The sequence below is a fragment of the Vibrio sp. 2-1-2a genome (genome assembly GCF_032648565.1).
In the GTDB taxonomy this organism is placed as follows: Bacteria; Pseudomonadota; Gammaproteobacteria; order Enterobacterales; family Vibrionaceae; genus Vibrio; species Vibrio diabolicus.
This window is the reverse complement of record NZ_WBOH01000006.1, coordinates 250,347-275,336: the sequence shown is the minus strand read 5'-3', so window position 1 is coordinate 275,336 and position 24,990 is coordinate 250,347. Positions and strand designations below refer to the sequence as shown.

The 24,990-nt window shown below is 46.5% G+C and carries 27 protein-coding genes; 20 read left to right on the top strand and 7 right to left on the bottom strand.

Annotated elements, in window-relative coordinates:
• Positions 1 to 352: 352 nt before the first annotated feature.
• The 4 genes from F7Y48_RS17640 to flgA form a co-directional block, all read right to left on the bottom strand.
• Positions 353 to 1,099: a lytic transglycosylase domain-containing protein gene (locus F7Y48_RS17640; RefSeq protein ID WP_316685168.1), complete on the bottom strand. Its 747-nt coding sequence runs from the start codon at positions 1,097 to 1,099 to the stop codon at positions 353 to 355.
• Positions 1,080 to 1,517 (bottom strand): flagellar export chaperone FlgN, encoded by a 438-nt coding sequence (gene flgN, locus F7Y48_RS17635; RefSeq protein WP_006741304.1) that lies wholly within the window; start codon positions 1,515 to 1,517, stop codon positions 1,080 to 1,082. The genes F7Y48_RS17640 and flgN overlap by 20 nt, the downstream gene beginning before the upstream one ends.
• 20 nt (positions 1,518 to 1,537) lie before the next feature.
• The gene (flgM, locus tag F7Y48_RS17630) at positions 1,538 to 1,819 is read right to left on the bottom strand and encodes a flagellar biosynthesis anti-sigma factor FlgM (protein ID WP_316685167.1); all 282 of its coding nucleotides are present in this window, start codon (positions 1,817 to 1,819) and stop codon (positions 1,538 to 1,540) included.
• Between the two features lie 135 nt (positions 1,820 to 1,954).
• Positions 1,955 to 2,752, bottom strand: a complete 798-nt coding sequence (gene flgA / locus F7Y48_RS17625) for a flagellar basal body P-ring formation chaperone FlgA (RefSeq protein ID WP_316685165.1) — start codon at positions 2,750 to 2,752, stop codon at positions 1,955 to 1,957.
• Between the two features lie 77 nt (positions 2,753 to 2,829).
• Here flgA and flgB point away from each other — a divergent pair, with 77 nt between their 5' ends.
• The 12 genes from flgB to F7Y48_RS17565 are packed head-to-tail and all read left to right on the top strand — an operon-like array spanning position 2,830 to position 12,820.
• Positions 2,830 to 3,192: a flagellar basal body rod protein FlgB gene (gene flgB / locus F7Y48_RS17620; RefSeq protein ID WP_316685164.1), complete on the top strand. Its 363-nt coding sequence runs from the start codon at positions 2,830 to 2,832 to the stop codon at positions 3,190 to 3,192.
• A 2-nt stretch (positions 3,193 to 3,194) separates the two neighbouring features.
• Positions 3,195 to 3,629 (top strand): flagellar basal body rod protein FlgC, encoded by a 435-nt coding sequence (flgC, locus tag F7Y48_RS17615; protein ID WP_005395305.1) that lies wholly within the window; start codon positions 3,195 to 3,197, stop codon positions 3,627 to 3,629.
• Complete coding sequence (gene flgD / locus F7Y48_RS17610) at positions 3,629 to 4,312, top strand: flagellar hook assembly protein FlgD (protein ID WP_005395303.1); 684 nt, start codon at positions 3,629 to 3,631, stop codon at positions 4,310 to 4,312. Before flgC ends, flgD begins: the two co-directional genes overlap by 1 nt.
• A gap of 27 nt (positions 4,313 to 4,339) precedes the next feature.
• Positions 4,340 to 5,536 (top strand): flagellar hook protein FlgE, encoded by a 1,197-nt coding sequence (flgE, locus tag F7Y48_RS17605; protein WP_005395301.1) that lies wholly within the window; start codon positions 4,340 to 4,342, stop codon positions 5,534 to 5,536.
• Between the two features lie 12 nt (positions 5,537 to 5,548).
• Entirely contained in the window at positions 5,549 to 6,280 is a 732-nt protein-coding gene (gene flgF, locus F7Y48_RS17600; RefSeq protein ID WP_006741308.1) for a flagellar basal-body rod protein FlgF, read from the top strand.
• Positions 6,281 to 6,307: 27 nt separating this feature from the next.
• The gene (gene flgG, locus F7Y48_RS17595; protein WP_005395297.1) at positions 6,308 to 7,093 is read left to right on the top strand and encodes a flagellar basal-body rod protein FlgG; all 786 of its coding nucleotides are present in this window, start codon (positions 6,308 to 6,310) and stop codon (positions 7,091 to 7,093) included.
• A 32-nt stretch (positions 7,094 to 7,125) separates the two neighbouring features.
• Entirely contained in the window at positions 7,126 to 7,797 is a 672-nt protein-coding gene (flgH, locus tag F7Y48_RS17590; RefSeq protein ID WP_005395295.1) for a flagellar basal body L-ring protein FlgH, read from the top strand.
• Positions 7,797 to 8,918: a flagellar basal body P-ring protein FlgI gene (locus tag F7Y48_RS17585; protein ID WP_031780462.1), complete on the top strand. Its 1,122-nt coding sequence runs from the start codon at positions 7,797 to 7,799 to the stop codon at positions 8,916 to 8,918. Before flgH ends, F7Y48_RS17585 begins: the two co-directional genes overlap by 1 nt.
• 10 nt (positions 8,919 to 8,928) lie before the next feature.
• Positions 8,929 to 9,477, top strand: a complete 549-nt coding sequence (locus F7Y48_RS17580; protein ID WP_005395292.1) for a rod-binding protein — start codon at positions 8,929 to 8,931, stop codon at positions 9,475 to 9,477.
• The gene (gene flgK, locus F7Y48_RS17575) at positions 9,478 to 10,851 is read left to right on the top strand and encodes a flagellar hook-associated protein FlgK (protein ID WP_005395291.1); all 1,374 of its coding nucleotides are present in this window, start codon (positions 9,478 to 9,480) and stop codon (positions 10,849 to 10,851) included.
• Between the two features lie 11 nt (positions 10,852 to 10,862).
• Positions 10,863 to 11,762, top strand: coding sequence for a flagellar hook-associated protein FlgL (flgL, locus tag F7Y48_RS17570; RefSeq protein ID WP_005395290.1), 900 nt, complete (start codon positions 10,863 to 10,865; stop codon positions 11,760 to 11,762).
• 17 nt (positions 11,763 to 11,779) lie between these two features.
• Positions 11,780 to 12,820, top strand: coding sequence for a hypothetical protein (locus tag F7Y48_RS17565; RefSeq protein ID WP_012842382.1), 1,041 nt, complete (start codon positions 11,780 to 11,782; stop codon positions 12,818 to 12,820).
• 88 nt (positions 12,821 to 12,908) lie between these two features.
• Here F7Y48_RS17565 and F7Y48_RS17560 read toward each other — a convergent pair whose 3' ends face one another.
• Entirely contained in the window at positions 12,909 to 15,539 is a 2,631-nt protein-coding gene (locus F7Y48_RS17560; protein WP_410483276.1) for a DUF2339 domain-containing protein, read from the bottom strand.
• A gap of 448 nt (positions 15,540 to 15,987) precedes the next feature.
• On the opposite strand from F7Y48_RS17560, the gene F7Y48_RS17555 reads away from it, so the two are divergent.
• The 4 genes from F7Y48_RS17555 to F7Y48_RS17540 all read left to right on the top strand — a co-directional run bounded on the left by F7Y48_RS17555 (position 15,988) and on the right by F7Y48_RS17540 (position 20,179).
• A complete protein-coding gene (locus tag F7Y48_RS17555; RefSeq protein WP_005395287.1) occupies positions 15,988 to 17,787 on the top strand; it encodes a cation:proton antiporter in 1,800 nt (599 codons plus the stop codon).
• 237 nt (positions 17,788 to 18,024) lie between these two features.
• A complete protein-coding gene (fni, locus tag F7Y48_RS17550; protein WP_074189797.1) occupies positions 18,025 to 19,044 on the top strand; it encodes a type 2 isopentenyl-diphosphate Delta-isomerase in 1,020 nt (339 codons plus the stop codon).
• A gap of 192 nt (positions 19,045 to 19,236) precedes the next feature.
• Positions 19,237 to 19,500, top strand: coding sequence for a DUF3012 domain-containing protein (locus F7Y48_RS17545; protein WP_005395285.1), 264 nt, complete (start codon positions 19,237 to 19,239; stop codon positions 19,498 to 19,500).
• A gap of 280 nt (positions 19,501 to 19,780) precedes the next feature.
• Positions 19,781 to 20,179, top strand: coding sequence for a GFA family protein (locus F7Y48_RS17540; RefSeq protein ID WP_005395284.1), 399 nt, complete (start codon positions 19,781 to 19,783; stop codon positions 20,177 to 20,179).
• A gap of 96 nt (positions 20,180 to 20,275) precedes the next feature.
• On the opposite strand, the gene F7Y48_RS17535 is transcribed toward F7Y48_RS17540, so the two are convergent.
• Complete coding sequence (locus tag F7Y48_RS17535; RefSeq protein ID WP_316685160.1) at positions 20,276 to 20,626, bottom strand: rhodanese-like domain-containing protein; 351 nt, start codon at positions 20,624 to 20,626, stop codon at positions 20,276 to 20,278.
• A gap of 269 nt (positions 20,627 to 20,895) precedes the next feature.
• Here F7Y48_RS17535 and F7Y48_RS17530 point away from each other — a divergent pair, with 269 nt between their 5' ends.
• From F7Y48_RS17530 to F7Y48_RS17515, 4 genes are all read left to right on the top strand, one after another.
• Positions 20,896 to 21,186, top strand: coding sequence for a co-chaperone GroES (locus F7Y48_RS17530; RefSeq protein ID WP_005373989.1), 291 nt, complete (start codon positions 20,896 to 20,898; stop codon positions 21,184 to 21,186).
• Positions 21,187 to 21,219: 33 nt separating this feature from the next.
• On the top strand, positions 21,220 to 22,818 hold the full coding sequence (gene groL / locus F7Y48_RS17525; RefSeq protein WP_005395280.1) for a chaperonin GroEL: 1,599 nt from the start codon (positions 21,220 to 21,222) through the stop codon (positions 22,816 to 22,818).
• 105 nt (positions 22,819 to 22,923) lie between these two features.
• A complete protein-coding gene (locus tag F7Y48_RS17520) occupies positions 22,924 to 23,133 on the top strand; it encodes a hypothetical protein (protein WP_316685157.1) in 210 nt (69 codons plus the stop codon).
• Between the two features lie 154 nt (positions 23,134 to 23,287).
• Positions 23,288 to 24,259: a hemolysin gene (locus tag F7Y48_RS17515; RefSeq protein ID WP_316685156.1), complete on the top strand. Its 972-nt coding sequence runs from the start codon at positions 23,288 to 23,290 to the stop codon at positions 24,257 to 24,259.
• Between the two features lie 89 nt (positions 24,260 to 24,348).
• On the opposite strand, the gene F7Y48_RS17510 is transcribed toward F7Y48_RS17515, so the two are convergent.
• Positions 24,349 to 24,960, bottom strand: coding sequence for a LysE family translocator (locus F7Y48_RS17510; protein WP_316685155.1), 612 nt, complete (start codon positions 24,958 to 24,960; stop codon positions 24,349 to 24,351).
• Positions 24,961 to 24,990 lie beyond the last annotated feature (30 nt).

Below are 24,990 nucleotides of genomic sequence, written 5' to 3'. Positions count from 1 at the left end.
TCCCCCCCGGAACCCGGACTTATTCCAGACGCGCAAGCGAAGCGTCATCTTGATATTTTAAATTTGTTTCGAACTATGAAAACAATAGCTGTTTTACATTTAGTGTGTAAATAATTATTAGGTCCAACCATTGGTTTTCATGTTTTTTGCAAACGCAATGTGACGCATATCTACCCAATTGGCAAGCGCAATTTGGGTACCTGTTAATAAACCACTACTCTTTCTTATCTTTGAGATACCTTACCTCAACTTTTTTGCACACGTTTGCATAGAGATCACGAGTTTTCAAATTGGCCGAACACGATCTTGTAATTTTACGTTTTTCTGACATTGGATTTTGTCGTGATTTTTATCACAAATTGACCAACGGAGGTAGTGGACTAAAGTCGATCAGCGGTTGCGAAACCATCGGAGCATCTGAAGCAAATAAGAGTAAAGGTTGAAATGATGAGGATTGTAACTGACCGATATCTATCAACTTTTCCAGCGCGAAGAATCGACTAACGTATTGGCGAGTCTCTTTAGGTAGTGTGAGCTTCTGAAAGTCGTTACTGCCTGCTCGCTGAATAGCGCGTGCGACACGCCCTTCGCCTGCATTGTAGGCCGCTAATGTCAGCGCCATGTTTTGATCGAATTTGTTGTATAAAAACGTCAGATACTTGAGTGCTGCAGCTGTGCTTGCTTCTGTATCAAAGCGATCGTCTTGTTTAGTATCTACAGTCAACCCGAATCGTTGAGCGGTTGCTGGTATCAGTTGCCAAAGTCCGGCGGCGTTGGCATGAGAAACGGCTTTGGGGTTGTAAGAGGATTCCAACATTGGCACTAAGGCTAGAGTCTTTGGTAAAGAGTGGCTTTGCAGTTGTTTGAAAATGTGATGAATCACCGAACTGGATGAATCGAGACGCTTGGCAATTTGTGGCTTGTATGGGGCTAAAACTTGATATTGCGTTTGAATATCAGCTGAGCTTGGTTTCGCCTGGCAGGTGATTGAAAGGCAGGATAGTAAGGCGATAAAAATAAAAAGGCCTACAGTACTCAGCCGAGATGGCGACTGAATCTGTAGGCAAGACGAACATCGTTTAGAACGATTTATCTTCATAAGTGTGTTGCACAGGTTGTTTGAGTTGACTGACCAACTCATGGAACGCCGCAGAGCTGTGGCCATTGCTCTGATTGTATTGTTGGCACTGACTTACCAACGTTTCCAATAGCGCCCATTGTTTTCTAGCTTGCATACCTATTTGGGCAGGCAAAGCATTGAAAATTCGTTTTACGCTGGCGTCATTACACGCTAACCCCAGCTCTCGCATACACTGGCTTCTATCACTGGCTGAGCGGCTAAGTTTATTGAGTATTGGCATTTGTTTCTGAACATTGTTACTCAGTGCCTCACCATCAAACTTTAAGTACAACGTTTTTTGCTGTTGAAGCAAAGGGATAAGTTGTTGATAGAGCTTGATATCCTCAGGTATTGAGCGAATAAATTGTTGAATTCGCTGCGATACTGCGCTTGCCATGATCTCTTCCTAGTGTGTTATTACTCGTGACCTGTATGGAATTGCATGATCGCCTTTGATAGTGCTTTTGTATCTAGGCTAAGTTCGCCACGCGCTAATGCGTTACGTACTTGTTCTACTTTTTCCATATCAACATCAGGTAGTGATGCCATTTCAGCTTGAGCGCGATCTATCGCTACGGTATTCGCTTGAAATGCAGGCTCGTGTACCTTGCTCTGTTCGACGACGTCGACAGGCTGTTTGTTTGCTTGCTGTAATTTTGTTTGTGGGACATGACCGCCCGCGACTTTGTCGATTTTCATGCTGTGGTCCTCATCATCATGTTCTAAATTAAGTAGGCGGTTAGGATGTGATAAACATTAAATATTTTTTTTGTACTCGAAATTCAGCGTTACTGACGAGAGCCAAAATTAAAAAATGTTACTCTGAGTCCAAAATCAAAATTGAGTATGAACCTGGTTTAACCCGGTTACGACAGCTCTAATGACCTTGCCAGAACTTAGGTTTTCTACTTCAATTTGTTGCCCTTTCGCACCATCTTCTAAGGCGACTCCTTTCGTGCTGGCGCTAAATCCATTTTTGCTCGCAATCACTATGACTTCATTGCCTTTTTCGATTAAAGGTGGAGCCGATAAATTGGATGGGTTGACCACTTGCCCTGCACGTAAACGGCGAGAGGTTTCTAAGCCTATTGCTTGTCCTGGGCGAGTATAAAAATCGTCTTGTCGCGAGATGGTGCGCGTTTCCAGTTTAACGTGCTTGGCAGTCACAACTTCATTTCGACCGACCGTGGTTGTGGCAACCAAGACAGGCAGTGTCAGAGAAGATTTTATCGTGACGTTAATTCGCCAGGGTGAAGCGATGTCATCGCAACTTACTGAGCGCTTAAGGTTTCCAACTGGCAACGCTTGATTGTCGCGACCAGTGATGACCAGAGGCGACTCACACTCAGGTAGGTGATTCGCCGAGCCTGGTACCCACATGCCGAAATCCAGTTGGTATTCTCCCCACTGGTTAGAGTGAGCATTTTGGGCCACTTCTTGTTTGAAATGCTCTGCTACAACAGATTTTATCTCCTCAACGCTTAGGGTTCTGCCAGAGGTGTTGGCGAAAGTTTGTCCTGGTATTAGAGCAAGCAGAGTTAGCATTAATGTTGAGGAAGTAAGCACTTTCCCCTTGCTTTTAATGCTTTCCGTGAGCCGGAAGTTTGGCTTCCATCCTTGTTTGTAAATCATTGATATATATAACTATTTTTTATGGCACGCATCTTGTTTGTATGTTGGCGTATTCGAGCCAACTGTAAGGAAGATGCATGGCGATCACATTTGAAAATGCTTTAGGTGTACATCCAGAGGTACTTAATTTTCGCGTTCAGCGTACCAAAGTCCTTGCCAGTAACCTAGCAAATGTTGACACCCCTGGGTATTTGGCGAAAGACCTAAGTTTCACCACCGTAATGAACCAGGTGGCTGCAGGCGGTGTGAACAAACCAGTGCCTAAGTTTCAGGTTCAGGCCCAATACTCGGTGCCTTACCAGAACAGCAAAGATGGCAACACTGTAGAACTGGGTGTTGAACAAGCGAAATTCACGCAAAACAACATGGACTTTCAAACTAGCCTGACGTTTCTCAACATGAAATTTAATGGCTTAACGAAAGCGATTGAGGGACGTTAATTATGTCATTCACTGATATTTACTCGATCACTGGATCCGCGATGACGGCACAAACTGTGCGTCTTAACACGGTCGCCAGTAACTTAGCTAACGCGGATGCGGTGTCTGCAAATCCAGATGACGCTTATAAAGCGCTGAAGCCCGTATTCGCGACTGTGTACCAAAAAGCGCAGCTGACAACGGAAAACGGGGTTTATCCCAATGCTGAAGTTCGCATTGTTGACGTTGTGAAAAATGCGGGAGAAGCCGAGAAACGCTTTGAGCCAAACAACCCGTTGGCCAATGGTGAAGGTTATGTGTATTACCCAGATATCGATGTCGTGGCTGAAATGGCAGACATGATGTCAGCGACACGTAGCTTCGAAACCAATGTTGAAGTGTTATCAAATGTGAAAAGTATGCAGCAAGGTCTGCTTAGATTAGGACAGGGCAGTTAATGAGTCTCGCACAATATACCCCTTTATCGTCTGATGCTCCTGTGAGCACTAAAGCAAAAGAGAACAATGGCATTGCACCAAATCCTAAAGATATGAACAGTGCTTCTTCATTAGAGAACGAATTCATTTCTTTGATGGTGGCGCAGATCCAAAACCAAGATCCACTTAACCCACTTGATGGCACGGAATACGTTGGTCAGTTGGCTCAATTCTCTCAAGTTCAAAGTACCGAGAATATGTCCAAGACAATGCAACAGAGCATGATTCTCCTCGACAACATGCAAGTGCTATCGACAGCGGGGCTCGTCGGACAAACTGTTTACGTCAACTCCAAAGAATTTGAGCTTGGTGAAGGCGTACAGAACGGAAAAATCGAACTCGCTCATAGCTCAAACCAAGTGACGTTAGTTGTGAAAGATGAGTTTGGTCAATCTACTAAAGTGCCATTAGGTGCTCACGGCAAAGGTGACGTCGACTTTTCAATTAATCCTGAAGAACTTGGTCTTAAACCAGGCAAATACTCAGTGGCAGTAGAAGTGCAAGAAGGGCAAGCAAGTCCAAATGTGCTCATGGCTGGCACTGTTGAGCAAGTGCGTATTCCAAATACTGGCGGCGCAGCATTAGTCAATGTCCATGGCGTTGGCAACGTTCCTTTCTATCAAATCACTCAGTTTGGTGCTTAACCAAATAGGGAAATCAGAGGTCTTTTTATGAGTTTTAACATCGCACTAAGTGGTCTGGACGCGACCAACACAGAGCTAAACACAATCAGTCACAACATTGCCAACGCATCAACGTATGGTTTTAAAGGTGGCCGCACAGAATTCTCCGCAGTATACAACGGCATGCAACCTGGTGGTGTAGAAGTCGCGTCAATTTCACAGAACTTCGACAAAGACGGCAGTATCTCAGGAACTGGCCGTGCGATGGACTTGGCTATCAACGGTGGCGGATTCTTTGTCACTAAAGACAATATGGGTCAAACGCTATACACGCGTTCAGGTGTATTCGCGACAGATAAAGATAACTTTGTTACCGCTAACAGTGGCGCAAAACTGCAAGGTTACAGTGTGGATAGCAACAACAACCTGATGACAGGCTCTGTGGGCAATATCCAAGTATCTACGTCATCACTGAATGCAAAAGCGACAGACGGTCTTGATTTTGTTGCAAACTTTGATGCAAGTGCGTCTGCCATTGATAAAACGGTAACGCCGTTTAATCCGGACGATCCAAACTCATTCAATTCGTCTTACACCACAAAAGTCTATGACTCGCTGGGTAACTCGCACACGGTAACCCAGTACTTCACTAAGACCGCTTCTAACTCTTGGGAAGTGAATGTTCAAGTGGATGGTGGCGCAACACCAGTGACAACGGTACCAGTAACGTTTGACAAAGACGGTTCGCTTTCTTCACCGACGGCTCCGTTTAATGTTTCATTCCCTGCGGCAGGCGCAAACGCGATGAGTGTCGACATTAACTTGAAAGGCAGCACGCAGTTTGGTGCGAAATTCGGCGTAAGTACTAACAGCCCGAATGGTTACACATCCGGTGAGCTTGCAGGTGTGCGCGTTGAAGGTAATGGCATGGTTTACGCGACCTACACTAACGGCCAATCACAGCTGCAAGGTCAAGTTGTACTTGCAGACTTCGCCAACACACAAGGTTTAGCAAAAGTGAGTGGTACGGCATGGACTCAAAGCTTTAGCTCTGGTGCGCCAATCACGGGTGTCCCTGGTTCAGGTACGTTGGGTGATTTAACCCCAGGTGCGCTAGAAGGTTCTAACGTTGACCTAACCAGTGAGCTTGTGGCGCTTATGACCGCACAGCGTAACTATCAAGCAAACGCGAAAACCATCTCTACCAGCGACAAGCTAACTCAAGCTTTGTTTAACGCGGTGTAATGGGAGTTTTGCATGGATAGCTTGTTATTTACTGCAACGTCAGGTGCGAGTCGAGTTCTTAAGGCTCAGCACGTGCGTTCAAACAACTTATCAAACGCTGATACTGCTGGCTTTCGAGCGGATATGGAGCGCGTGCGCAGTGTAGAAATGCAAGGCCCAGGTTTTGATGGTCGCACTATGGTTGTGACCAACTCTGCCTCAACACGCTTTGATTCTGGCGACATTATGAAAACGGGACGCCCGTTGGATGTCGCCATCATGGGTGAGGGTTATCTTGCTGTTGAAACCCCTGCGGGTAACGAAGCGTACACGCGAGCGGGCAATATCCAAGTCGACACTTTTGGTGCCATGACCATCAATGGTTTCCCTGTTCTTGGTGAAAATGGGCCTTTGGTTGTGCCTGATTATCAAAAGATTGAAATCAGCGAGCGTGGTCAAGTATCCGTGATTCCGCCAGGTGGTGGCGCAGAAATCGTCGCGGGAACGTTGAAGTTGGTTAAACCAGAAATGAACCAACTTCAAAAAGAGAGTGACAGCCTACTGCACAGTGTAGATGGCGTGCCATTCGCTGCCGATGAAACCGTGCAACTTTCTCCTGAGCACATTGAGGGCAGTAACGTATCTGCCATTGATGAGTTGATTAGCGTGATGTCGTTAACGCGTAACTTCGAGATGCAAGTTCGCATGATGAAAACGGCCGAGACGTTGGCACAAGCTGGTAATAAATTAATGGCGGCGAGATAAGTCTCGCCCCGCAAGGAGTAATAAAAAATGCATTCAGCATTATGGGTAAGTAAAACAGGCATGGCAGCGCAGGACACGAAGATGACTGCCATTTCTAACAACCTAGCGAACGTAAATACAGTTGGCTTTAAGCGCGACCGAGTTGTATTCGAAGACCTTTTCTACAGCATTCAGCGTCAACCTGGTGCTCAAGTAGATCAAGTTAACGAATTGCCAAGTGGTATTCAGCTAGGTAGCGGTGTTCGCGTAGTCGGCACGCAAAAAGTGTTTACGCAAGGTAACACTCAAAATACAACACAAGAGTTGGACCTTGCCGTTATGGGACAGGGTTTCTTTCAAATCGAAAACTCGGATGGACAGATCATGTACACACGTAATGGTCAGTTCCATGTCAACTCTGAAGGCTTGATGGTTAATAGCCAAGGCTTGCCGTTAGAGCCACAAATTCAGATCCCAGATAATGCCTCTTCATTCTCTGTTGGTGTTGATGGCACGGTAACAACAACGACTGCGGACGATCCAACGCCACAGCAGCTTGGTCAAATCACGCTCGCAAAATTCATTAACCCAGCAGGCTTAGAGGCCGTGGGTGGTAACTTGTTCCGTGAAACGGAAGCCAGCGGCCCGGCAGATGAACTGATTGCTGGTGAAGATGGCGCAGGCCTCATCAAGCAAGGTGCATTGGAAGGTTCAAACGTACAAGTAGTGGAAGAGATGGTCGACATGATCACGACTCAACGTGCGTATGAGATGAATGCGAAAGTGGTCTCTGCTGCAGATGACATGCTGAAGTTTGTTTCGCAATCAATGTAAGTATGAAATTGGTGATGATGAAGGAAAAAGCAATGAAATGGCTTTCTAAGAGTTGGGCAGTAGCCGCCGTGTTGCTGGTGGGATGTGCCGGCCGTCAGGAATTTATTCCGCCTGAGCCAAATGCCGAGGAATACGCACCACCAACGCTCGATTACACGTTGCCGGAAACCCAGTCTGGTAGCCTTTATCGTCACCAATACACGATGACCCTGTTTCAGGATCGTCGTGCTTACCGAGTTGGCGATGTGTTAACGGTTCAACTATCAGAAGAAACCTCATCGAGCAAAAAAGCGGGTACTAAGTTTGGCAAAAGCTCAGCGGTTAATTTCGCGGCGCCGACCATAGGAACGAAAACGTTCGATGAGTTAGGGGTTAGTGTCGATGGCAGCCGCAACTTTGATGGCAGTGCTTCAAGCTCACAGGGCAATAAGCTGCAAGGTGCAATCACCGTAACGGTACACGAGGTGTTACCTAATGGTGTATTGCGTATCAGTGGCGAAAAATGGCTGCGCCTAAACCAGGGAGATGAGTTTATTCGTCTCACTGGCATTGTTCGTGTGGATGATATTAATCGCAGCAACCAAGTTTCTTCTCAACGAATTGCTGATGCACGAATTACCTACGCAGGTCGCGGAGCTCTGGCTGACAGCAACGCAGCCGGATGGCTAACTCAATTCTTCAACAGCCCATGGGTACCTTTCTAATGAAGACAATGCAATCTTTCTTTACGTCTTTCCTATTGGTGTTGACCTTGGGATTACCAACCACTTCACATGCTGAAGTGGAAATTCCGATCATGGACTTGGTCGATGTACGCGGCATTCGAGAAAACCAATTGGTTGGTTATGGTTTGGTGGTTGGCTTAGCTGGCCAGGGTGACCGAAACCAAGTGAAGTTTACTTCTCAATCTATTACCAACATGCTCCGTCAGTTTGGGGTTCAAATTGATGACAGTATGAACCCTAAGCTACGAAATGTGGCTTCTGTGAGCGTGACAGCAACCGTTGATCCAATGGCGGGCCCTGGACAAACTTTGGACGTGGTCGTGTCTTCAATTGGTGACGCGAAAAGCCTCCGTGGCGGTACGCTATTGTTGACGCCTTTACGCGGTATTGATGGTGAAGTGTATGCCATTGCACAAGGAAACGTCGTGGTGGGCGGTTTATCTGCAGAAGGGCGAAGTGGCTCCAAAGTCGAAGTTAATACGCCAACGGCAGGTCGCGTCCCGAATGGCGCGACGTTAGAGAGAGAAATCAAAACTGATTTCAACCAGCGTGATGAAGTCACCTTAAACCTGCGTAAACCAAGCTTCACGACGGCAAAAAATATCGCGCGTGAAATTAACAATACTTTTGGGCCTAACGTTGCTGTTGCGATCAATAAAGCGCGCATTGATATGCGTGCGCCAAAAGATACCCAACAGCGCGTAGTGATGATGTCGATGCTTGAAGAAATGAGCGTCGTGGAAGGCCGCAAGCCGGCTCGAATTGTCTTTAACTCTCGTACGGGAACGGTCGTGATCGGTAAGAGCGTCAAAGTGAGTGAGGCAGCAGTGAGCCATGGCAACTTAACCGTGCGAATTTCTGAATCACAACAAGTCAGTCAGCCAAATGCGTTTGCAAATGGCGATACGAAAGTCGTTAACCAAACGGATCTTGATGTGAACGAAGATTTAGCTCAAATGGTGATTTGGCCTCCAGGCACGGAGCTCAACACTATTGTGACTGCGGTAAACAGCTTAGGTGCCACACCTACTGACTTAATGTCTATCCTGCAAGCACTGAGCGAAGCGGGTGCATTGAACGCTGAATTGGTCGTGATTTAAGGAGTTAAGGATGAAACTAGACAGTACCAATGAACAAACTCAACTGAATTCGATGCTGTATCACGACAACAGCGCACTTGCCAACATCAAGCAGAGTCGAGATCAGGAAGGCGCGCTTGAAGTAGTGGCGGGTCAATTTGAGGCGATGTTTTTACAAATGGTGCTGCGTCAAATGCGCAGCAGCAGCGATGTTCTAGCGGATAAAGACAGCCCGTTTGCGAGCCAACAGCAAGGTGTTTTCCGCGATATGTACGATGGGCAACTGGCAATGGAACTGGCAAAAAAGCAGAGCTCTGGCATTGCCAATATGCTCATCCAGCAACTTAGCCCCTCTATGCGCGAAGTCGCCTTTGATGCTGCGCGTAACATCTCATCTGCAAACGATGGTAAAGGTGCGAATTCTGAATCTATCTCACAGCTTGATGCTAACGAGATTGAGGGGAACTCAAGCTTATTTAATACCGCCTCTCAAGCCGTCGCCTCTGTAAAACAGGTGCTCGGTGAGGCCGGTATGACTACCGCGTTTTCTCAGCCGTTGATCAGGAAAATGGAGCTGTAAATGAACCTAGTTAATATTGCCCTTTCAGGTTTAGGCGCGAACCGCGTGGCCTTAGACGTAACGGCACAAAACGTGGCGAACGTGAATACTGTGGGCTACAGTCGTCAACAAGCGTTGATGGCATCAGTTGATGACGGAAAAGCCAACCGCTTAAGCCCTGGTTTAGGGGTAGAGGTCACCAGCATTCGCCGCGTTACAGACCAATTTCTGATTAAGCAAACGTGGTCAACTAACAGTATGGCGGCGTACGCTTCTGGTTACACCAGCAACATGAGCCAATTGGAAAATACGCTAGGGGCCGATGGCTTCAGTATTTCTGCTGGTTTGGACTCTCTAAACGCTGCGCTTAACGATGCTACGGTTAAGCCTGAGTCGATCCCTTACCGTCAACAAATCATCAACGAATCTGAAGCGTTGGCGCGCCGCTTTAATACGCTTACCGAGTCTTTGCACAACCAACATAAAGATATGAGCGACCAGCGTAATGCGGCACTCAACCACGCGAATAGCCTCATGGAAAACATCGCGAAGGTAAACAAGCAGCTGGTTGAAATGCAAGGAACAGGTGGCAACCCATCGCAACTTATGGATGAACGAGATAAATTGATCGGCGAGTTATCTCAAACCATCGAAATCAGAACAACAGAACAGCCTGACGGCAGTGTTCAGGTGACGTTGACCTCTGGTCAGCCACTTGTGATGGGCACGGACCATGGCAAACTCGCAGCCGTTCCAGACCCTAGCGACCCTTACGTAGCAGACTTACACGTAACATTCTCAAGCCAAAGTTTTGCGATTGGTGACTCTCTTGGTGGCAAATTAGGTGCGATTAACGATTATCAAACCGATGTATTAAAACCAAACCAATTGGCTTTGAATGACATGGCGAAAGCGTTAGCGGATGAATACAACGCTGTGCTCGCTACTGGACAAGATTTAAATGGTAACCCAGGTAAACCATTGTTCAGCTACGACCCTGCCAACCCAGCGGCAAGTTTGGATATCACTGAGTTAACTCCAGGTGAGCTTGCTTTTTCAAGTGATGGTACGCCAGGTAATGCGGATGTGTTGCAGTCGTTGATTAATTTAAGCAACAAGCCTGTTTCTGTGACTGGCTATGGCTCTGTGAGCTTGAATGACGCATTCAGTTCTATGGTGGGTCAAACCGCGATTAAAGCACGCCAAGCAGACGCCGATTACCAAGCTAAGTTAGCCATGAACAAGCAAGCACATGCGGCTCGTGACAATGTGAGTGCCGTTAACAGTGATGAAGAAGCGGCTAACTTAATGACGTTTGCTAATGCACACAATGCCAACATGAAAGTGATCAGCACAGCGAATCAGCTGTTCGATTCTGTATTGCAGTTATTCTAAAGGAAACCCAGATGCGAATCAGTGACAATCAATTTAGCCAAATGATGCTGCAAAGCCTGCAAGGTAACAATGCAGGTTTGGGGCACGTGCTACAACAAATGACGACAGGTGAGCGTCTAACTAAGCTATCTGACGATCCAATGGCATCGATTAAGCTGCTTAATTTGGATCGTGAAAACAGTGCCATCGCCCAATATCAAAACAATATCGCAAACGTCAAAACCACGCTTTCGAGTCAAGAAACACATTTAGACTCAGTGAAAGAGAGCCTAATGAGCATGCGTGATATTGCATTATGGGGCGCGAATGGCTCACTGACTGATCAAGACCGTACCGGTATGATCACGGAGCTAAAGAGCTATCGTGATTCAATTGAGTCGTCTTTCAATGCTCAGGATGAAGAAGGACATTACCTATTTTCAGGCACCAAAACTGACACCCCTGCTATAAACAGTGCAAGCGGTAGTTATGTCATCGAGGGCAACAGCGATAAACGTGTCGTGACGATTGCGAAAGGCGTAACGATGGATTCCAACATGACGGCAAAGGACATTTTGGACCTTGGTGGCGGCAAAAACGTACTGGATCAAATTAATAATCTAATTACAGAATTTGAGAACCCGAGTCCGAATTTCCAAGCTGAAGTGGACGCAAGCCTTAGTGCCATTGATGATACGTTGGCAAGCGTACTTGGCACGATGACGGAGATTGGTGGCCGACACAATAACCTAGATTTGGTTGGCGGTGCTCATGGTGAGAATAAACTGTTCGTCGATAAAGTATCAGGTGACCTCTCAGCTCTGGATTACGGTGAAGCATCGGTACGCTTGAGCAATTACATGGCGGCTTTGCAAGCAACGCAAGCGAGCTATGTAAAGATCAATGATCTATCGTTGTTTGACCGTCTATAAGGCTAGGAAGTTCTTTTATGGTAATGAGTACAGTAGAGGTTAGACCCCATAGCATACGCTTGGGTGGGCAAGAACAAGCCTCTATCATGCCGACCCGTTCTGCAGACTCAAGTACTGCAATTAAACCGCGCCCGGCGCAAGTTCAGGCTGACACTGCGTCAGCCTACTCTGTCTCTGGGATTCAACTGACCCAGGGTCAGCAGCAAGCGACGGCAGTGCAGATCGCATCGAAATCGTTGCAGGTGATAGGCAAAGAGCTGACTCAAATTAAACGTGGTTTGACGCAAGCGGTGAATCAAGGCGTGCAAAATGTACCTGGCTTGCAGGATACATTGGTTCGTTCTAAAGCCACCATTCAGAACGTTGTGGAGCATGCTCGGTTCGACGGCCAGAAAGTGCTCAACAACGAACTGCATTTAAAGCTAGATAAAGCAGACATTCGTCGCTTTTCTATTCCTGGCTTGAATGTGCATCGCTTAAGTGACAAAGCTGAGCAAATTCGTTTGGATTTCCCTCAGGGTCAAGCGGTAATGATTCAGTTCGATGGACAAGCCGATGGTGCTCGAACTGTCAAAATGCTTGACCGAAGCTTGATTGCTTTAGGGATGCGTGCCTCATTAGCTGACGATGGCAGCATTTTATTTGAAGCCAGAGACAACGCTTATCAGCAAATGCAGCAGAAAGTGATGGTCACGGGCGAAGGGCACCGTTTTCCTGCGGGCCAGCCGAACGTTCTAAATCTAAAGTCAGAGCCAGATGGTATTGCAGAACTTGGGTTCGATTTGGCATCACGCGATGGTATGAAACAGACGATTGCCAAAGTGAACCAGCACCTAAGACAAGTGCAAACGAGCTTGCAGGAAGCGAAAGCATTTCATGGAGAGTTGAATACTCAAATGCGCTCAATTCAAAATAAAACCGCGCAGCTTTCTGTGGATGATGTGAATGCAAAACTGGATGGTTTTGTGCAGAAGTCTGGTGAGTTTACCTCGACTTTTCAAGCGTTGAATGCACAAGCAAACGTGCGTCGTCATACGGTTGTTGCGTTGCTAAAATAACGAACACTCCAATGATTCCCGGCTTTGCATCGCTATCGCCCCCCAATAACGAGAACGGTGCATTGTCGGGAATCTCTCTTTAATTCGTTTATGGTTCGAGTGCTTTTGCCACCGAGCGATTCAATTTCTGGAATAACCACCCAAGCGCGATTAAAGATGCTCCTAAACCTAAGAAGCTGATTGCTCTCCAGAACCCATCCAGAGAACTAACATCCCATAAGAATACTTTGAGTGCGACAAAAGCTAAAACCACTAGACCCACGCGCTGCATCATCAACCCTCTGTGTGTCACACCGCGCCAAGTAAGCAATCCACCCACGAGCAAACCTGCTACTGAATAACTGAACAGTTCTGCCATGCTGGTCGGTTGGTACAACATCATGGATGTGGTTTGCCAGAATTGACGGATAGACATACCTAACCAAATAGCAGCAAGTGCAAAGCCTAGGCTAGCAACCGCAAATCGATGAACCTGTAACGTATTCCAGCCTCTAAAGGTTGCGATAAGTAGGATGCAAGCTGGCAGCAACCAGCCGACGCTTAGCATATTAATGACGGGAAGAGCTTGGGCTGAGACGTTGTCAGTCACCAATGGCGACTCTGCCGTATTAAGCAAAATTATCAGCAATGCGAAGGCACACCAAAGCAGGTAGCTGTAGGCTTCATAGATGCGGCTTAAGCGTTGTGCAAATTGGCTACGGTAGCTGTACACCAAACCCATAACCAACGCTTGGTTAGCAAAAACGATGGCGCTTGTGAAATCAAGGTGTCCCAAATAGCCGTACTGCCCAGTTAACCAGTAGTTGGTTTGGGTGAATAGCGCCATTAAGAATACATGCAAAAATGCACCTTCAAACCAGTTGGTCAGTTCGAGGTCCACTTGCTTTAGCGTTGCTCGAGCATAGAGCAGGATGATGAGAGACGGTAGGTAACTCACAATAACCCAAGCCCAATATCCTGCTTCGACGGGTTGCCATTCAGGGATGAAGGGTAAAAGTGTGAGGCGGATGACCAGTATCCCCATCGCCACTTTAATCGCCCAACTTGCGGGGCGAAATAACCCTGATTGCGTCTGCAACGCCATTACCGCAACTTGTATCGAGATTGCTGTCGTCAACCAGGTATCGCTTAACCAAACAAAGGCGACGCCTACGATTAAAGCGTGCATGACGGCAGAGCATTCCAATGCTAGCGAATGTAAGCGTTGACCAAGTACAACGTAATAAACGGTCACCAATGCGCAGAATGCAGTCCAGTGCCACAGGTAGCCTTGCATAAATTCGTCGACATAAAACAACGTAATCAAACTCATCGCAGGAGCCAGTACCAACAGAAGCACGCCACTGAGTTGCGATCGGTCACTGAGTGACTGGCAATAAGTTCGACAGCAGATCAGTGCAATACTGGTGGCCAATGCGAGTAAGATACTGGCACCATGTTCTGGCATATACAAAGCGTCAAACGCGACAGTAAGGACAACAAGTGCGGTCGCAGAGACCAATATGGAAGGCAAAAATACGCGCAATGACCAGCTTGTGCGAACTGCTGGGAGCCATACTGTCGCAACGAGCAGCGCATAACAGTACACCATTTGTAGTGTGTCCAATTCTGGCATTCTGGTGACAGCCGAAAAGGTCAATAACGCAATCGCGAGAGAGGTAGCGGTCGGCGGATTTGTCCACTTATTCTGGCAGTGATGATAACGAGGGTTAAGTGTCCAACCCAGTCTTGGAACGGCGAAAATAAGATAAAGAGTAATGGAGAGATAAATAGCCAGCCAAGAAAAAAGCGTCTCAAGCGGCATGCTTTCAATGAGCAACAGCATCCAAACAACATGTGGAAGCGCGATGCTTGGAGAAATCCATGCACTACGCACTTTTTGCATTAGCAATGTTGCCGCGACCGAGATCGCGCTGATATACCCAGCTAATAAGAAGTAATTAGGCTCGCTTCCACCAATCCATAACGGTGCGGTATATCCACCAATCAGACCAAGCACCGCCATCAACGGCCCTTGCTGTAAAGATAGAGCCAAGCTACAAAATGCAGCAGCGGCTAAGATGATAAGCGAGACACTAGGCGTCAGCATTTGATAAACAACAAACGCAAAGATAACCGTGCAGTAAATGCCAGTTAGCCCGGTTCCGGTAACGGCGGCAGGCACATAAGTAAAGCCTTGGGCTCGTGTTGCTCGTTGAGGATTTTGTTGTTCTTTGCGGTGGAACCATTCGCCAACAAGCACCATAAGTAACGAGAGTACAAACGCAAAGGACACACGCATAAGTGGCGAAAATTCAATGTGACTACCAATAACCTGTACTAGATACCCCCCACCAATTAGCATTGCCAGCGCGCCCACCCAAACCAACCAGTTTTCTTGAATGTTGTTAAGCAGGCTCTGAACTTTACTTGGCAATATAGACTCTTGTTCTTGACTAAAAACGTCCAGTTGAACTTCGCTTGCCTGGTATTGAGCTTGATGTGTTGTGTTTGGATAAGATGCTCGGTCGGTAATCGGGTCATGCTCCTTATAGGATGAGGAGTTTGCCTCTTTTGTTACCTCTTCAATGCTGGATTGTTGACGCGTTGGTTGGTTCGAGTCCTTATTTAGACTGACTCGCAGTGATGTTACCTCTTCACGAAGTTTGGTTAGCTCTTTTTCTAAAAGTGCTGCTCGGTTGGCGGCTTTCACTCCGATGAGGATGGCGAGCAACGCCATGAACAGTGCTAGTATTACGTACAATCCATTTCTCCTTGCGTACGTCGCGTGACACACGATTCTTAACTTTGAGCACGTACGCTAAAGCTTAGTCCAAGCGCTTTGCCTTAGCTTCATATAGTGCTAGGTTCCGCGCTTTCTTTAAGAATCATTCTACATAATGAAACTCAATGCGTAATGATGAATTCGACGAAGCGACATACTTGTGTGTCACTTTAAGATCTGATGAACAGAAATGAGTCGTTAAGTCATTGGGGTTCAACTATATTCATAATTCTGATGCGATACCCAAGTGACCTCAAAAATGTGCATTTCAGAGGCATGCTGTCGAAGAGTCGAAGGTAAGCCGTTTAGTCTGCATGCCAAGTCATGCTTATTGAACCGCACGCCCGAGGTTATTTGGGTATAGCGCATTCACGCGAAAAAAGACAAAACAGGTAAATGATTAATGCAAGTGGGTAATGAAGCGCTGGTGCTATCAGCGGTTGGGGTCATTGGTTTAGGTTGTCAGTGGTTGGCATGGCGATTGCGCTTACCAGCGATTTTATTTTTGCTGCTAGCCGGGTTGATTGTCGGGCCATTTATGCAGTGGTTAAATCCAGATGAGATTTTAGGGAATTTGCTCTTTCCGTTGGTTTCATTGGCGGTTGCGGTGATTCTTTTCGAAGGCAGCTTGACCCTAAACTTCAAAGAAATTCGCGGTGTGAGTGGCTCAGTCTGGAGTATCGTTTCCATCGGGGCCATCATTTCGTGGGCAGCAACCAGTATTGCGACGCACTATTTCCTCGGTTTTACTTGGGAGCTCGCCATGTTGTTCGGCAGCTTAACCGTGGTCACAGGTCCGACGGTGATCGTGCCACTTCTTCGGACGGTAAGGCCTAACAGTACGCTTGCTAATATTTTGCGTTGGGAGGGGATCTTGATTGATCCACTCGGTGCGCTTTTTGTTGTGATGGTTTATGAGTTCATCGTATCGCACAGCGCTATAAATAGCGTCGAAGTGTTCGGGACGCTCATTGCCGTGGGCGTCATTCTTGGTGCGGCCTCTGGCGCAGCAGTCGCAACGATTATGCGCCGTGCGTGGCTACCGGAATACTTGCAGCCATTTGCGGTTTTGATGATCGTGCTCGGCGTATTTTCCGTCTCCAACCATATTGAGTCTGAAGCCGGATTACTCACGGTTACTGTAATGGGTATGTGGCTTGCCAACGCAAAGGGCATCAATATTCAACAAATTCTGCACTTTAAAGAGCACTTGACCATATTGCTGATCACCGGCCTATTTATTTTCCTTGCTGCACGCATCAGCTTGGATGATTTTGCTGCGCTGGGTAGCGGCGCGTTATTGCTGTTTGTATTTATGCAGTTGGTGTCGCGTCCGTTGTCGATTTTCCTCTCAACCATCCGCAGTAACTTGAGACTTAAAGATAAACTGTTTCTGTCTTGGGTTGCACCGCGCGGTATTGTCGCTGCCTCTATTTCGTCTCTTTTCGCGATCAAATTGACCGAATACGGTATTGATGAAGCGATTTTACTGGTTCCTATGACCTTCATGGTGATCATCGGAACGGTTGTTTTACAAAGTGCAACGGCACGTCCTGTCGCATTGATGTTGGGCGTCGCGGAGCCAGCGCCACGCGGCTTCTTGTTGATTGGTGCTAACCGAGTAGCCAGAGAAATTGGTCAAGCGTTGGCACGCTATGACCGCCGTATATTGATGACCGATTCTAACTGGGAGTACATCAGTCAAGTTCGTATGTTGGGGCTGGATTACTACTACGGGAATCCGATTTCTAGTCACGCAGATGACAATTTGAACCTGATAGGGGTGGGACAAGTCGTTGCATTAACGCCTGACCAGCATTTCAACATTATGGCTTGCATGCAATTTGTCGACGAGTTTGGTGAAGATAAAGTTCACTGCTTGCAAAAAGTGAAAACCAACGGCAATGGTAGCGAGAAGCACTCCGTGGCTCAGGAGTACCACGGTAAATTGCTGATGGGCGGTAACGTAAGCTATACCCAACTGGCCAGTTTGTTGAGCCGCGGTGCAGAGATAAAACACACGAAATTGAGCGACAACTTTACGTATCAAGACTATTTAGCGCACCACAAAGGGAACTCGGTAGTACCGTTGTTCCACGTTGAAGAAAAAGGGAAAATTCAATTCTGTGATGATCCTGAGCAGTTTGCTCCAACCACCACAAGCACCGTTGTGTCTCTGATTCTGTCAGAAAGCGCAAAGTAAATTAGAGAAGTATGCGGCTCTTTTATCGTGGTTTCTCGCACGCTGATTACTTCAACTTGGAGAAACACTCGCCTGCTTGTTTAAAACAGAAGGCGAGTTTCTCTTTCTATAATGTCAGAGTAAGTCGTGATTCATTACTGGTTTCGGAAAAGTAATCTCGTGAATTCAGAAAATTCGCATTGACGTTACTGATAAGGATCGCAATACTGCGCGACTGTTTTACTTTAGGGTGACATTATGGCTCCGCAAACTAACCGAAAAGATTTACATCTAGACGCTGTTTTACATCATGACATGAGCATGAAGCATAAAACGGCGGGCTTTGAGTCTGTCGAGTTTGAACACTGCGCGCTGCCAGAATGTGACTTTCAGGCGATCGACCTGTCGACAGAGTTTCTTGGCCACCGACTGGCGCTGCCGTTTCTGATTAGCTCAATGACAGGTGGAGCAAAAGACGCAGAAGTGATCAATTGTCGTTTGGCTGAAGCTGCCAGTGAATTAGGCATTGCGATGGGCGTGGGTTCGCAGCGTATTAGCTTAGAAGAGCGCCAACACGCAGGTCTAGGCAAAACCATTCGTGATTTAGCCAAAGATGTGCCGCTTTATTCGAACCTTGGAGCCGCTCAGTTGCGCGACAAAGGTAAACTTGATAATGCGCAGCGTGCGGTTGAATCCATTCAAGCGGATGCGTTGTTTGTACACGTAAACCCAATGCAGGAAGCGTTTCAGAAAAATGGCGACCATAATTGGATTGGGGTCTTACACGCTATCGAGCAGCTTAAATCTCGCGTGAATGTTCCGATCATTATCAAAGAAGTCGGTTTTGGTATAAGTGGTCACGTTGCGCAGCGATTGGTTGATGCCGGTGTGGATGCTATTGACGTAGCGGGCGCGGGTGGCACAAGTTGGAGCGCGGTTGAAGGCTATTGCCAAGATAACCCGAAAATGCAGCGTGCAGCCGAGCTTTTCCGCGATTGGGGCATCCCAACGGCAAAATGTTTGACTCAAATAAGAGCACAGCATCCTACATTACCTTTGATCGCCTCAGGTGGTGTGCATAACGGACTTGAAGCGGCGAAAGCCATTCATCTGGGCGCCAATCTCGTTGGGCAAGCGGGCGCAGTCTTGAAAGCGGCTACCATAAGCACTCAAGCGGTGGTCGAGCACTTTGAGCAAATGGCGTTAGAGTTACGTTTAGCATGTTTTGGCACGGGGTCTTCTAAGATCAGTGCATTAACGCAAGCGCGCTGCCTATAGGTGTTTATGGTGTCATTTCCGCAGCTTGGCTCAATAATTTTTCGGTGTCTTAACACGTAGACTGATAATTTCGTTATAGTTGATACAAAAGTCACTTCAACAAGTGACTGCTTAGTTCAGACAGTTGAATGGGCATTTGTTGAAGCGATTGAGTTTTATTTTAATATTGTTTGCAACTGGAACCTTAAATTTATGAAAAAACTAGTCATGCTGATGTTGGCGGCTTCTGCTTTAACCGCTTGTAGTGATGAAGTGGGCACTGAAGGCTGGTGTAACGACATGCGCGATAAGCCAAAAACAGAATGGACAGCAGACAACGCAGTAGACTTTGCGAAGCACTGTGTTCTTCAAGATGGTGTGGGTAGCGAGCAATGGTGTGAGAACTTGAAAGATAAGCCAAAAGGTGACTGGAGTGCGAACGAAGCCACCAGCTTTACTAAGCACTGCATTTTCTAAGCACTACACTTTCTCAACACGGCGTCTCTCATTAAGAGTGATGACTGTGTTAGACAAAATATTAAGAAAACACCAAGCGTCTTGCTTGGTGTTTTTGTATCGACAATAGCTTGAGCTCTCACGTGCTGAGCACACCTATCTTTCCTCTGAGTAGAGTGTTTTACATTTTCGTTTCATTTTTGAAAACCTGTATTACCTGCCTTTAATTTTTCGCATTGCAGTGGCATGGTGTCGGTGTATTCGTCTAATTCAATTAGATTCATAACAAAAAGGGACTCAAATGGAAGTACTCAAAGGCTCATGTCTGTGTGGTAAGGTGAAATTGGAAGTGGCAGATGAATTCAAGTACATGGGAAATTGCCATTGCTCGGAATGTCGAAAATTTACTGGCTCTGACTATTCATCGGCGGGCGGTATTGCTCTAGATAAGTTGCTAATTATCCAAGGAAAAGAGGATATTCAAACTTATCAGAAAAGCGAAAATACCATGTTATGTTTTTGTCGCCATTGCGGGTCGAGCCTGTATTCGAAAAAGAACAATGGGATTGTCAATATTCGCCTAGGTGTCTTGGATGATGCACCATCCCACAAGCCAAATTTCCATATTTTTGTCGCGTCCAAAGCGCCGTGGCTTGAGATATCGGATAACCTGACTCAGTTTGAGGCCGGGCCCAAATAGAGTAGTAGCGGAAGAGAATTATTTAGTAACAGAGGGCGTTGCAATAAGTCTGCAACGCCCTCTGCGCTTTTATTTTTGAAATTAGAACAGAGATGATTATTTGGCGTCTTGCAGATCTTCTAAGCCACCTGCATTGTGCAGATTCGTGAACCCTTGTGATTGCAAATATTGATACGCTTTACCAGAGCGGTTACCACTGCGGCAGTACAATACGATCGCTTGATCTTTATCGACGTCTTGGAAATGTTTATCAAGCTCAGATAGAGGGAAATTGACCGCATTGTCTAAATGACCCTCAGAGAACTCTTGCGGAGTGCGCACATCGACGATCATTGCGCCTTGTTCTATCAGCTGCCATCCTTGTTCCGCGCGTTCAGAAGCCGCTACATTGGGAGAAAGCAAACCAACGCACAATGTTACAAGAAACAGAGATACGACCTTTTTCATTGTTTGATTATCCTTTTTAAGAGTATCTAACCACTCTAGATTTGATTGAACACATTTTCCATCATAAAGAGGTTTTAAGTGGTCGTGAATGTCAAAAGTTTCGATAGAAGATTTTATTCAATTCAATAAAAAATTTTTATGAAATCCACCTCTTGAACTCCAATTTTTCGACCTTATTATTCTCATCGAAAGCGAGCGGTCGACTCGCAAATCCATCTTGATGTTTATTCTGTCTTTTATTTTTGGTTCCAAGTAGGAGGCACTTAAAAATGAAAATTCGTCCTTTAAATGACAAGCTAATTGTTGAAAGACAAGAGGTGGAAAATAAATCTGAAGGGGGAATCGTTTTAACTTCTCAGTCGGTGAAAAAATCAAACCGCGGGAAAGTCATTGCTGTTGGTTTAGGTAAACGCCTTGAAAATGGCGAACGCGCTGCGATGGAAGTCAAAGTGGGCGACCAAATCATTTTCAATGACGGTTACGGCGTGAAAACCGAGAAAATTGACGGCGCAGAATACTTGATTCTGTCCGAATCTGATGTGTTAGCAATCGTTGAGTAATTATTTTTGTAGTAGTTTTTTGAGGAGATAATTATGGCTGCAAAAGACGTATTATTTGCTAATGACGCACGTCAAAAAATGCTGAAAGGTGTGAACTTACTGGCGGATGCAGTAAAAGTGACACTAGGCCCTAAAGGCCGCAACGTTGTGCTTGATAAATCTTACGGCGCGCCAACGATCACTAAAGATGGCGTGTCTGTAGCGAAAGAAATCGAACTGAAAGACAAGTTCGAAAACATGGGCGCACAAATGGTGAAACAAGTGGCGTCCAAAGCGAATGATGAAGCGGGTGACGGTACAACGACCGCTACTGTACTGGCGCAATCTTTCATCAATGAAGGTCTTAAAGCGGTAGCTTCTGGCATGAACCCAATGGACCTAAAACGTGGTATCGACAAAGCTACTGAAGCGGCGGTTGAGAAACTACGTGAAATGTCTAAGCCATGCAGCGACAAAGAATCCATCACCCAAGTGGGTAGCATTTCTGCAAACAGCGATCGCGCGATCGGTGAAATCATTGCAGAAGCGATGGAAAAAGTGGGTCGCAATGGCGTGATTACGGTTGAAGAAGGCCAAGGTCTAGACAACGAATTGTCTGTGGTTGAAGGTATGCAATTCGACCGCGGTTACTTGTCGCCATACTTCATCACTAACCAAGAAAATGGCAGCGTAGAGCTAGACAACCCTTACATCCTATTGGTGGACAAAAAAGTCAGCAGCATCCGCGAGCTATTGCCAGTGCTAGAAGAAGTGGCGAAATCTTCTCGCTCACTATTGATCATTGCTGAAGACATCGAAGGTGAAGCGCTAGCGACATTGGTTGTGAACAACATGCGCGGCATCGTGCGTGCGACTGCGGTGAAAGCACCTGGTTTTGGTGACAACCGTAAAGCGATGATGGAAGACATTGCGGTACTAACCGCAGGTACGGTCATCTCTGAAGAAATCGGCCTAGAACTCGAAAAAGCAACGCTAGAGCAACTAGGTAGCGCGAAGAAAGTGACCATCACCAAAGACACAACAACTATTGTGGGTGGCGCAGCAGAAGCAAGCGCGATTGCTGATCGTGTGGCTTCGATTGAAAAACAAATCGAAACAACCACTTCTCAATACGACAAAGACAAGCTTCAACAACGTGTTGCGAAGCTTTCTGGCGGCGTAGCGGTGATCAAGATCGGCGCTGCAACTGAAGTTGAGATGAAAGAGAAGAAAGACCGCGTGGACGATGCGCTACACGCTACTCGCGCAGCGGTTGAAGAAGGTATTGTTGCTGGTGGTGGTGTTGCCCTAACTAAGATCGCGAAAGAATTGGCGGATCTAAAAGGTGACAACGATGACCAAAACGTGGGTATCCGAGTTGCGCTACGTGCGATGGAAGAGCCTCTCCGTCAAATCGCAACCAACGCAGGTGACGAAGCTTCAGTCGTAGCGAATGCTGTCAAAGCGGGTGATGCCGATTACGGTTACAACGCTGCAACAGGTGAATACGGCAGCATGATCGAAATGGGTATCTTGGACCCTGCGAAAGTAACACGCTCAGCGCTTCAATTCGCGGCGTCTGTTGCTGGCTTGATGATCACGACTGAAGCGATGATCACCAACCACGTTGAAGACAAAGAACTTGATATCTAACGTCATCAATCGTTAGTGATTAAGTAGGCGTTAAAACAACAATAACATTGCAAAACCTAAGCGGGCTCGCTTGAGCCCGCGAATCAGTCATTTGAGGTAAGTGTTATGACCCGTTTACCTGCGTTTTCTTTCTCAATATCTGAGCCGGGCGTTAATGAAGCTTCGTCAACGTGGCCGACGGCTATTCACTTCCCCCTCGTTCCAGCTGGGCCAGAGTTTTCGATCGAAAATGCTCTGCCTAAACTTCCGACAGTGACGATATTCACTATCGATCTGTCTCAGTTATTTAAAGGGGACGCTCGGGTCATCCATTAACTGTATCGAAACAGCTAGCGTAAGTTGGCTGTTTTTTTTTATTTCTGGGTGTAGGTCAAATTATTGATAATGTGAATCGTTTTCGTTTGATTGTTGCTGCTTGTTCAATGTGTTAGCTTAAATTGGGACTGTTCCCAAGTAAGGTAATAAAATAATGAATAAGAAAATACTGCTTCCCTTAATGTTAGGGATTTCCGCTACTGCCGTTGCTTCTGATAACAAGGTTGTAGAAAGTGTCTTGATTGATGACATCGCGCTAGAAGGTTACGTGAAAAAAAGCTATGAGGTCGTGATGCAAAGCGAGCCTGAGCTTTTCCCGTACGCGTTTCGTGGTAGCCGTGTGCAAATGAAGTTACTGGTTGAGTTATTCCATAATTCAAAGAACGACAAAAAAGCGGCTCGCGTGATCACTCTAGGGAATGGTTATGTACCAGGTAATCCGGGTGTAAAACACACTTACGATGCTGCGATTGTGGATCGTTTTACTCAAAACTACCCAGTCGAGTTCGACTACAGTATCTATCAAGCTGGTGGCACGCCGGTATTTAGTGAGGATTACTCACCGCAAAACGAAGCCAATGATGTTTCCGTATCGACAACCACGGTTGCTCCGTCTATCGGCTTAACCGCGACTGCAACACCGGGCTCGGCACCAAGTTTTTCTGGCTCGTTGACGACCGACCTAGGTGTGGCTTATACGTCTCGCTACTCAAGTAAGGATTACGTCACCGCAGCCAAACCAAAGGCGTCCATGGAACGCGGTATGGGCGTTAAGTGGACCACCTCTCTTAGCCAAATTTACACCAACGATTACCAGTACTACGGTAAATGGGCGGGTGTTTACCACTACACAGGTTGTTCAAACGAAAACCTATTACCAGAAGAGAACTTGCCGCGTTTGATCTACGGTTTCAAACCGAAATTCCAGTACGTGTTCACACCAGAATTTGAGCGCGGAGAAGAGCCCAAAACGGAGATGATTGCGCGAGCGGGCATGAAAGAAGTTGACGAAGGTTTCTCTCGCAATGCGTGTAACTGGTACGATCAAGGCACAACGAGCCACTACACTGAGGCGCAAATTCGCTTCACGATTGATTGGGATAAGCTCACCGTTATCACTCAATAAACGTTTCACTTATCAGACCTAAGGTTTGTGGATTGTAATGCGGCTCCAGTAGCCGCATTTTTTGTGTTCAAACTCTGACCGAAAACGTATTAAGCCTTTAAGCCCAGCATCGCGCCGAAAATGACCAAACCCGCCCCACATATTTGATTGAGTCGATGCTTAATCTTCAACAAGAAGGCTTGTAATTGGGGGGACGTGAGTAAAACTGCAACGATAGAAAACCAAATGCCGTGCAGCGCAATCATATAAATCCCGTAAAACAAGGCGATATGTTGCTGACTAGAATCGGGAGAAATCACTTGGCTAAAAATACTCAGAAAAAACAGCATCGTCTTAGGATTGAGTAAATTACACAGAAATCCCTGCATGAAAAAACGCCACATTGAATGCTCGCTCTGTTGAATGGTTTCTGAGTTTGACGCAGGCTGCGAGGAGAATATTCCTTTAATCCCAAGGTAGACAAGATAAGCAGCCCCAAGATAGCGCACGAGATTAAACAACCATTCATTTTGTGAAATTAAGTAACTGATCCCCAGCATGGAGTAAGCGATGTGGATGCTTATCGCCATGCTGATACCAATCGCACTGTACACGCCAGCTTCTCGTCCTTGATTTAAACTGTTTCTTAATACCAAAACAAAGTCTGCGCCAGGGCTAATGACAATAAGCACACCCAATAGCGCAAGAGTTACAAATTCCATATCGGTTTCCTGTTTGAATGATGAAGTCTG

Excerpts from the sequence above, each read along its gene's own strand:
- flgN (WP_006741304.1), bottom strand. The coding sequence starts at position 1,517 with ATGGCAAGCGCAGTATCGCAGCGAATTCAACAATTTATTCGCTCAATA.
- F7Y48_RS17580 (WP_005395292.1), top strand. The coding sequence starts at position 8,929 with ATGAAACTAGACAGTACCAATGAACAAACTCAACTGAATTCGATGCTG.
- flgF (WP_006741308.1), top strand. The coding sequence starts at position 5,549 with ATGGATAGCTTGTTATTTACTGCAACGTCAGGTGCGAGTCGAGTTCTT.
- flgC (WP_005395305.1), top strand. The coding sequence starts at position 3,195 with ATGTCATTCACTGATATTTACTCGATCACTGGATCCGCGATGACGGCA.
- flgE (WP_005395301.1), top strand. The coding sequence starts at position 4,340 with ATGAGTTTTAACATCGCACTAAGTGGTCTGGACGCGACCAACACAGAG.
- F7Y48_RS17520 (WP_316685157.1), top strand. The coding sequence starts at position 22,924 with ATGACCCGTTTACCTGCGTTTTCTTTCTCAATATCTGAGCCGGGCGTT.
- F7Y48_RS17535 (WP_316685160.1), bottom strand. The coding sequence starts at position 20,626 with ATGAAAAAGGTCGTATCTCTGTTTCTTGTAACATTGTGCGTTGGTTTG.
- F7Y48_RS17545 (WP_005395285.1), top strand. The coding sequence starts at position 19,237 with ATGAAAAAACTAGTCATGCTGATGTTGGCGGCTTCTGCTTTAACCGCT.
- flgH (WP_005395295.1), top strand. The coding sequence starts at position 7,126 with ATGAAATGGCTTTCTAAGAGTTGGGCAGTAGCCGCCGTGTTGCTGGTG.
- flgK (WP_005395291.1), top strand. The coding sequence starts at position 9,478 with ATGAACCTAGTTAATATTGCCCTTTCAGGTTTAGGCGCGAACCGCGTG.
- F7Y48_RS17560 (WP_410483276.1), bottom strand. The coding sequence starts at position 15,539 with ATGGCGTTGCTCGCCATCCTCATCGGAGTGAAAGCCGCCAACCGAGCA.
- F7Y48_RS17565 (WP_012842382.1), top strand. The coding sequence starts at position 11,780 with ATGGTAATGAGTACAGTAGAGGTTAGACCCCATAGCATACGCTTGGGT.
- F7Y48_RS17540 (WP_005395284.1), top strand. The coding sequence starts at position 19,781 with ATGGAAGTACTCAAAGGCTCATGTCTGTGTGGTAAGGTGAAATTGGAA.
- F7Y48_RS17555 (WP_005395287.1), top strand. The coding sequence starts at position 15,988 with ATGCAAGTGGGTAATGAAGCGCTGGTGCTATCAGCGGTTGGGGTCATT.
- F7Y48_RS17510 (WP_316685155.1), bottom strand. The coding sequence starts at position 24,960 with ATGGAATTTGTAACTCTTGCGCTATTGGGTGTGCTTATTGTCATTAGC.
- F7Y48_RS17585 (WP_031780462.1), top strand. The coding sequence starts at position 7,797 with ATGAAGACAATGCAATCTTTCTTTACGTCTTTCCTATTGGTGTTGACC.
- fni (WP_074189797.1), top strand. The coding sequence starts at position 18,025 with ATGGCTCCGCAAACTAACCGAAAAGATTTACATCTAGACGCTGTTTTA.
- flgD (WP_005395303.1), top strand. The coding sequence starts at position 3,629 with ATGAGTCTCGCACAATATACCCCTTTATCGTCTGATGCTCCTGTGAGC.
- flgB (WP_316685164.1), top strand. The coding sequence starts at position 2,830 with ATGGCGATCACATTTGAAAATGCTTTAGGTGTACATCCAGAGGTACTT.
- F7Y48_RS17515 (WP_316685156.1), top strand. The coding sequence starts at position 23,288 with ATGAATAAGAAAATACTGCTTCCCTTAATGTTAGGGATTTCCGCTACT.
- F7Y48_RS17640 (WP_316685168.1), bottom strand. The coding sequence starts at position 1,099 with ATGAAGATAAATCGTTCTAAACGATGTTCGTCTTGCCTACAGATTCAG.
- F7Y48_RS17530 (WP_005373989.1), top strand. The coding sequence starts at position 20,896 with ATGAAAATTCGTCCTTTAAATGACAAGCTAATTGTTGAAAGACAAGAG.
- flgM (WP_316685167.1), bottom strand. The coding sequence starts at position 1,819 with ATGAAAATCGACAAAGTCGCGGGCGGTCATGTCCCACAAACAAAATTA.
- flgA (WP_316685165.1), bottom strand. The coding sequence starts at position 2,752 with ATGATTTACAAACAAGGATGGAAGCCAAACTTCCGGCTCACGGAAAGC.
- flgL (WP_005395290.1), top strand. The coding sequence starts at position 10,863 with ATGCGAATCAGTGACAATCAATTTAGCCAAATGATGCTGCAAAGCCTG.
- groL (WP_005395280.1), top strand. The coding sequence starts at position 21,220 with ATGGCTGCAAAAGACGTATTATTTGCTAATGACGCACGTCAAAAAATG.
- flgG (WP_005395297.1), top strand. The coding sequence starts at position 6,308 with ATGCATTCAGCATTATGGGTAAGTAAAACAGGCATGGCAGCGCAGGAC.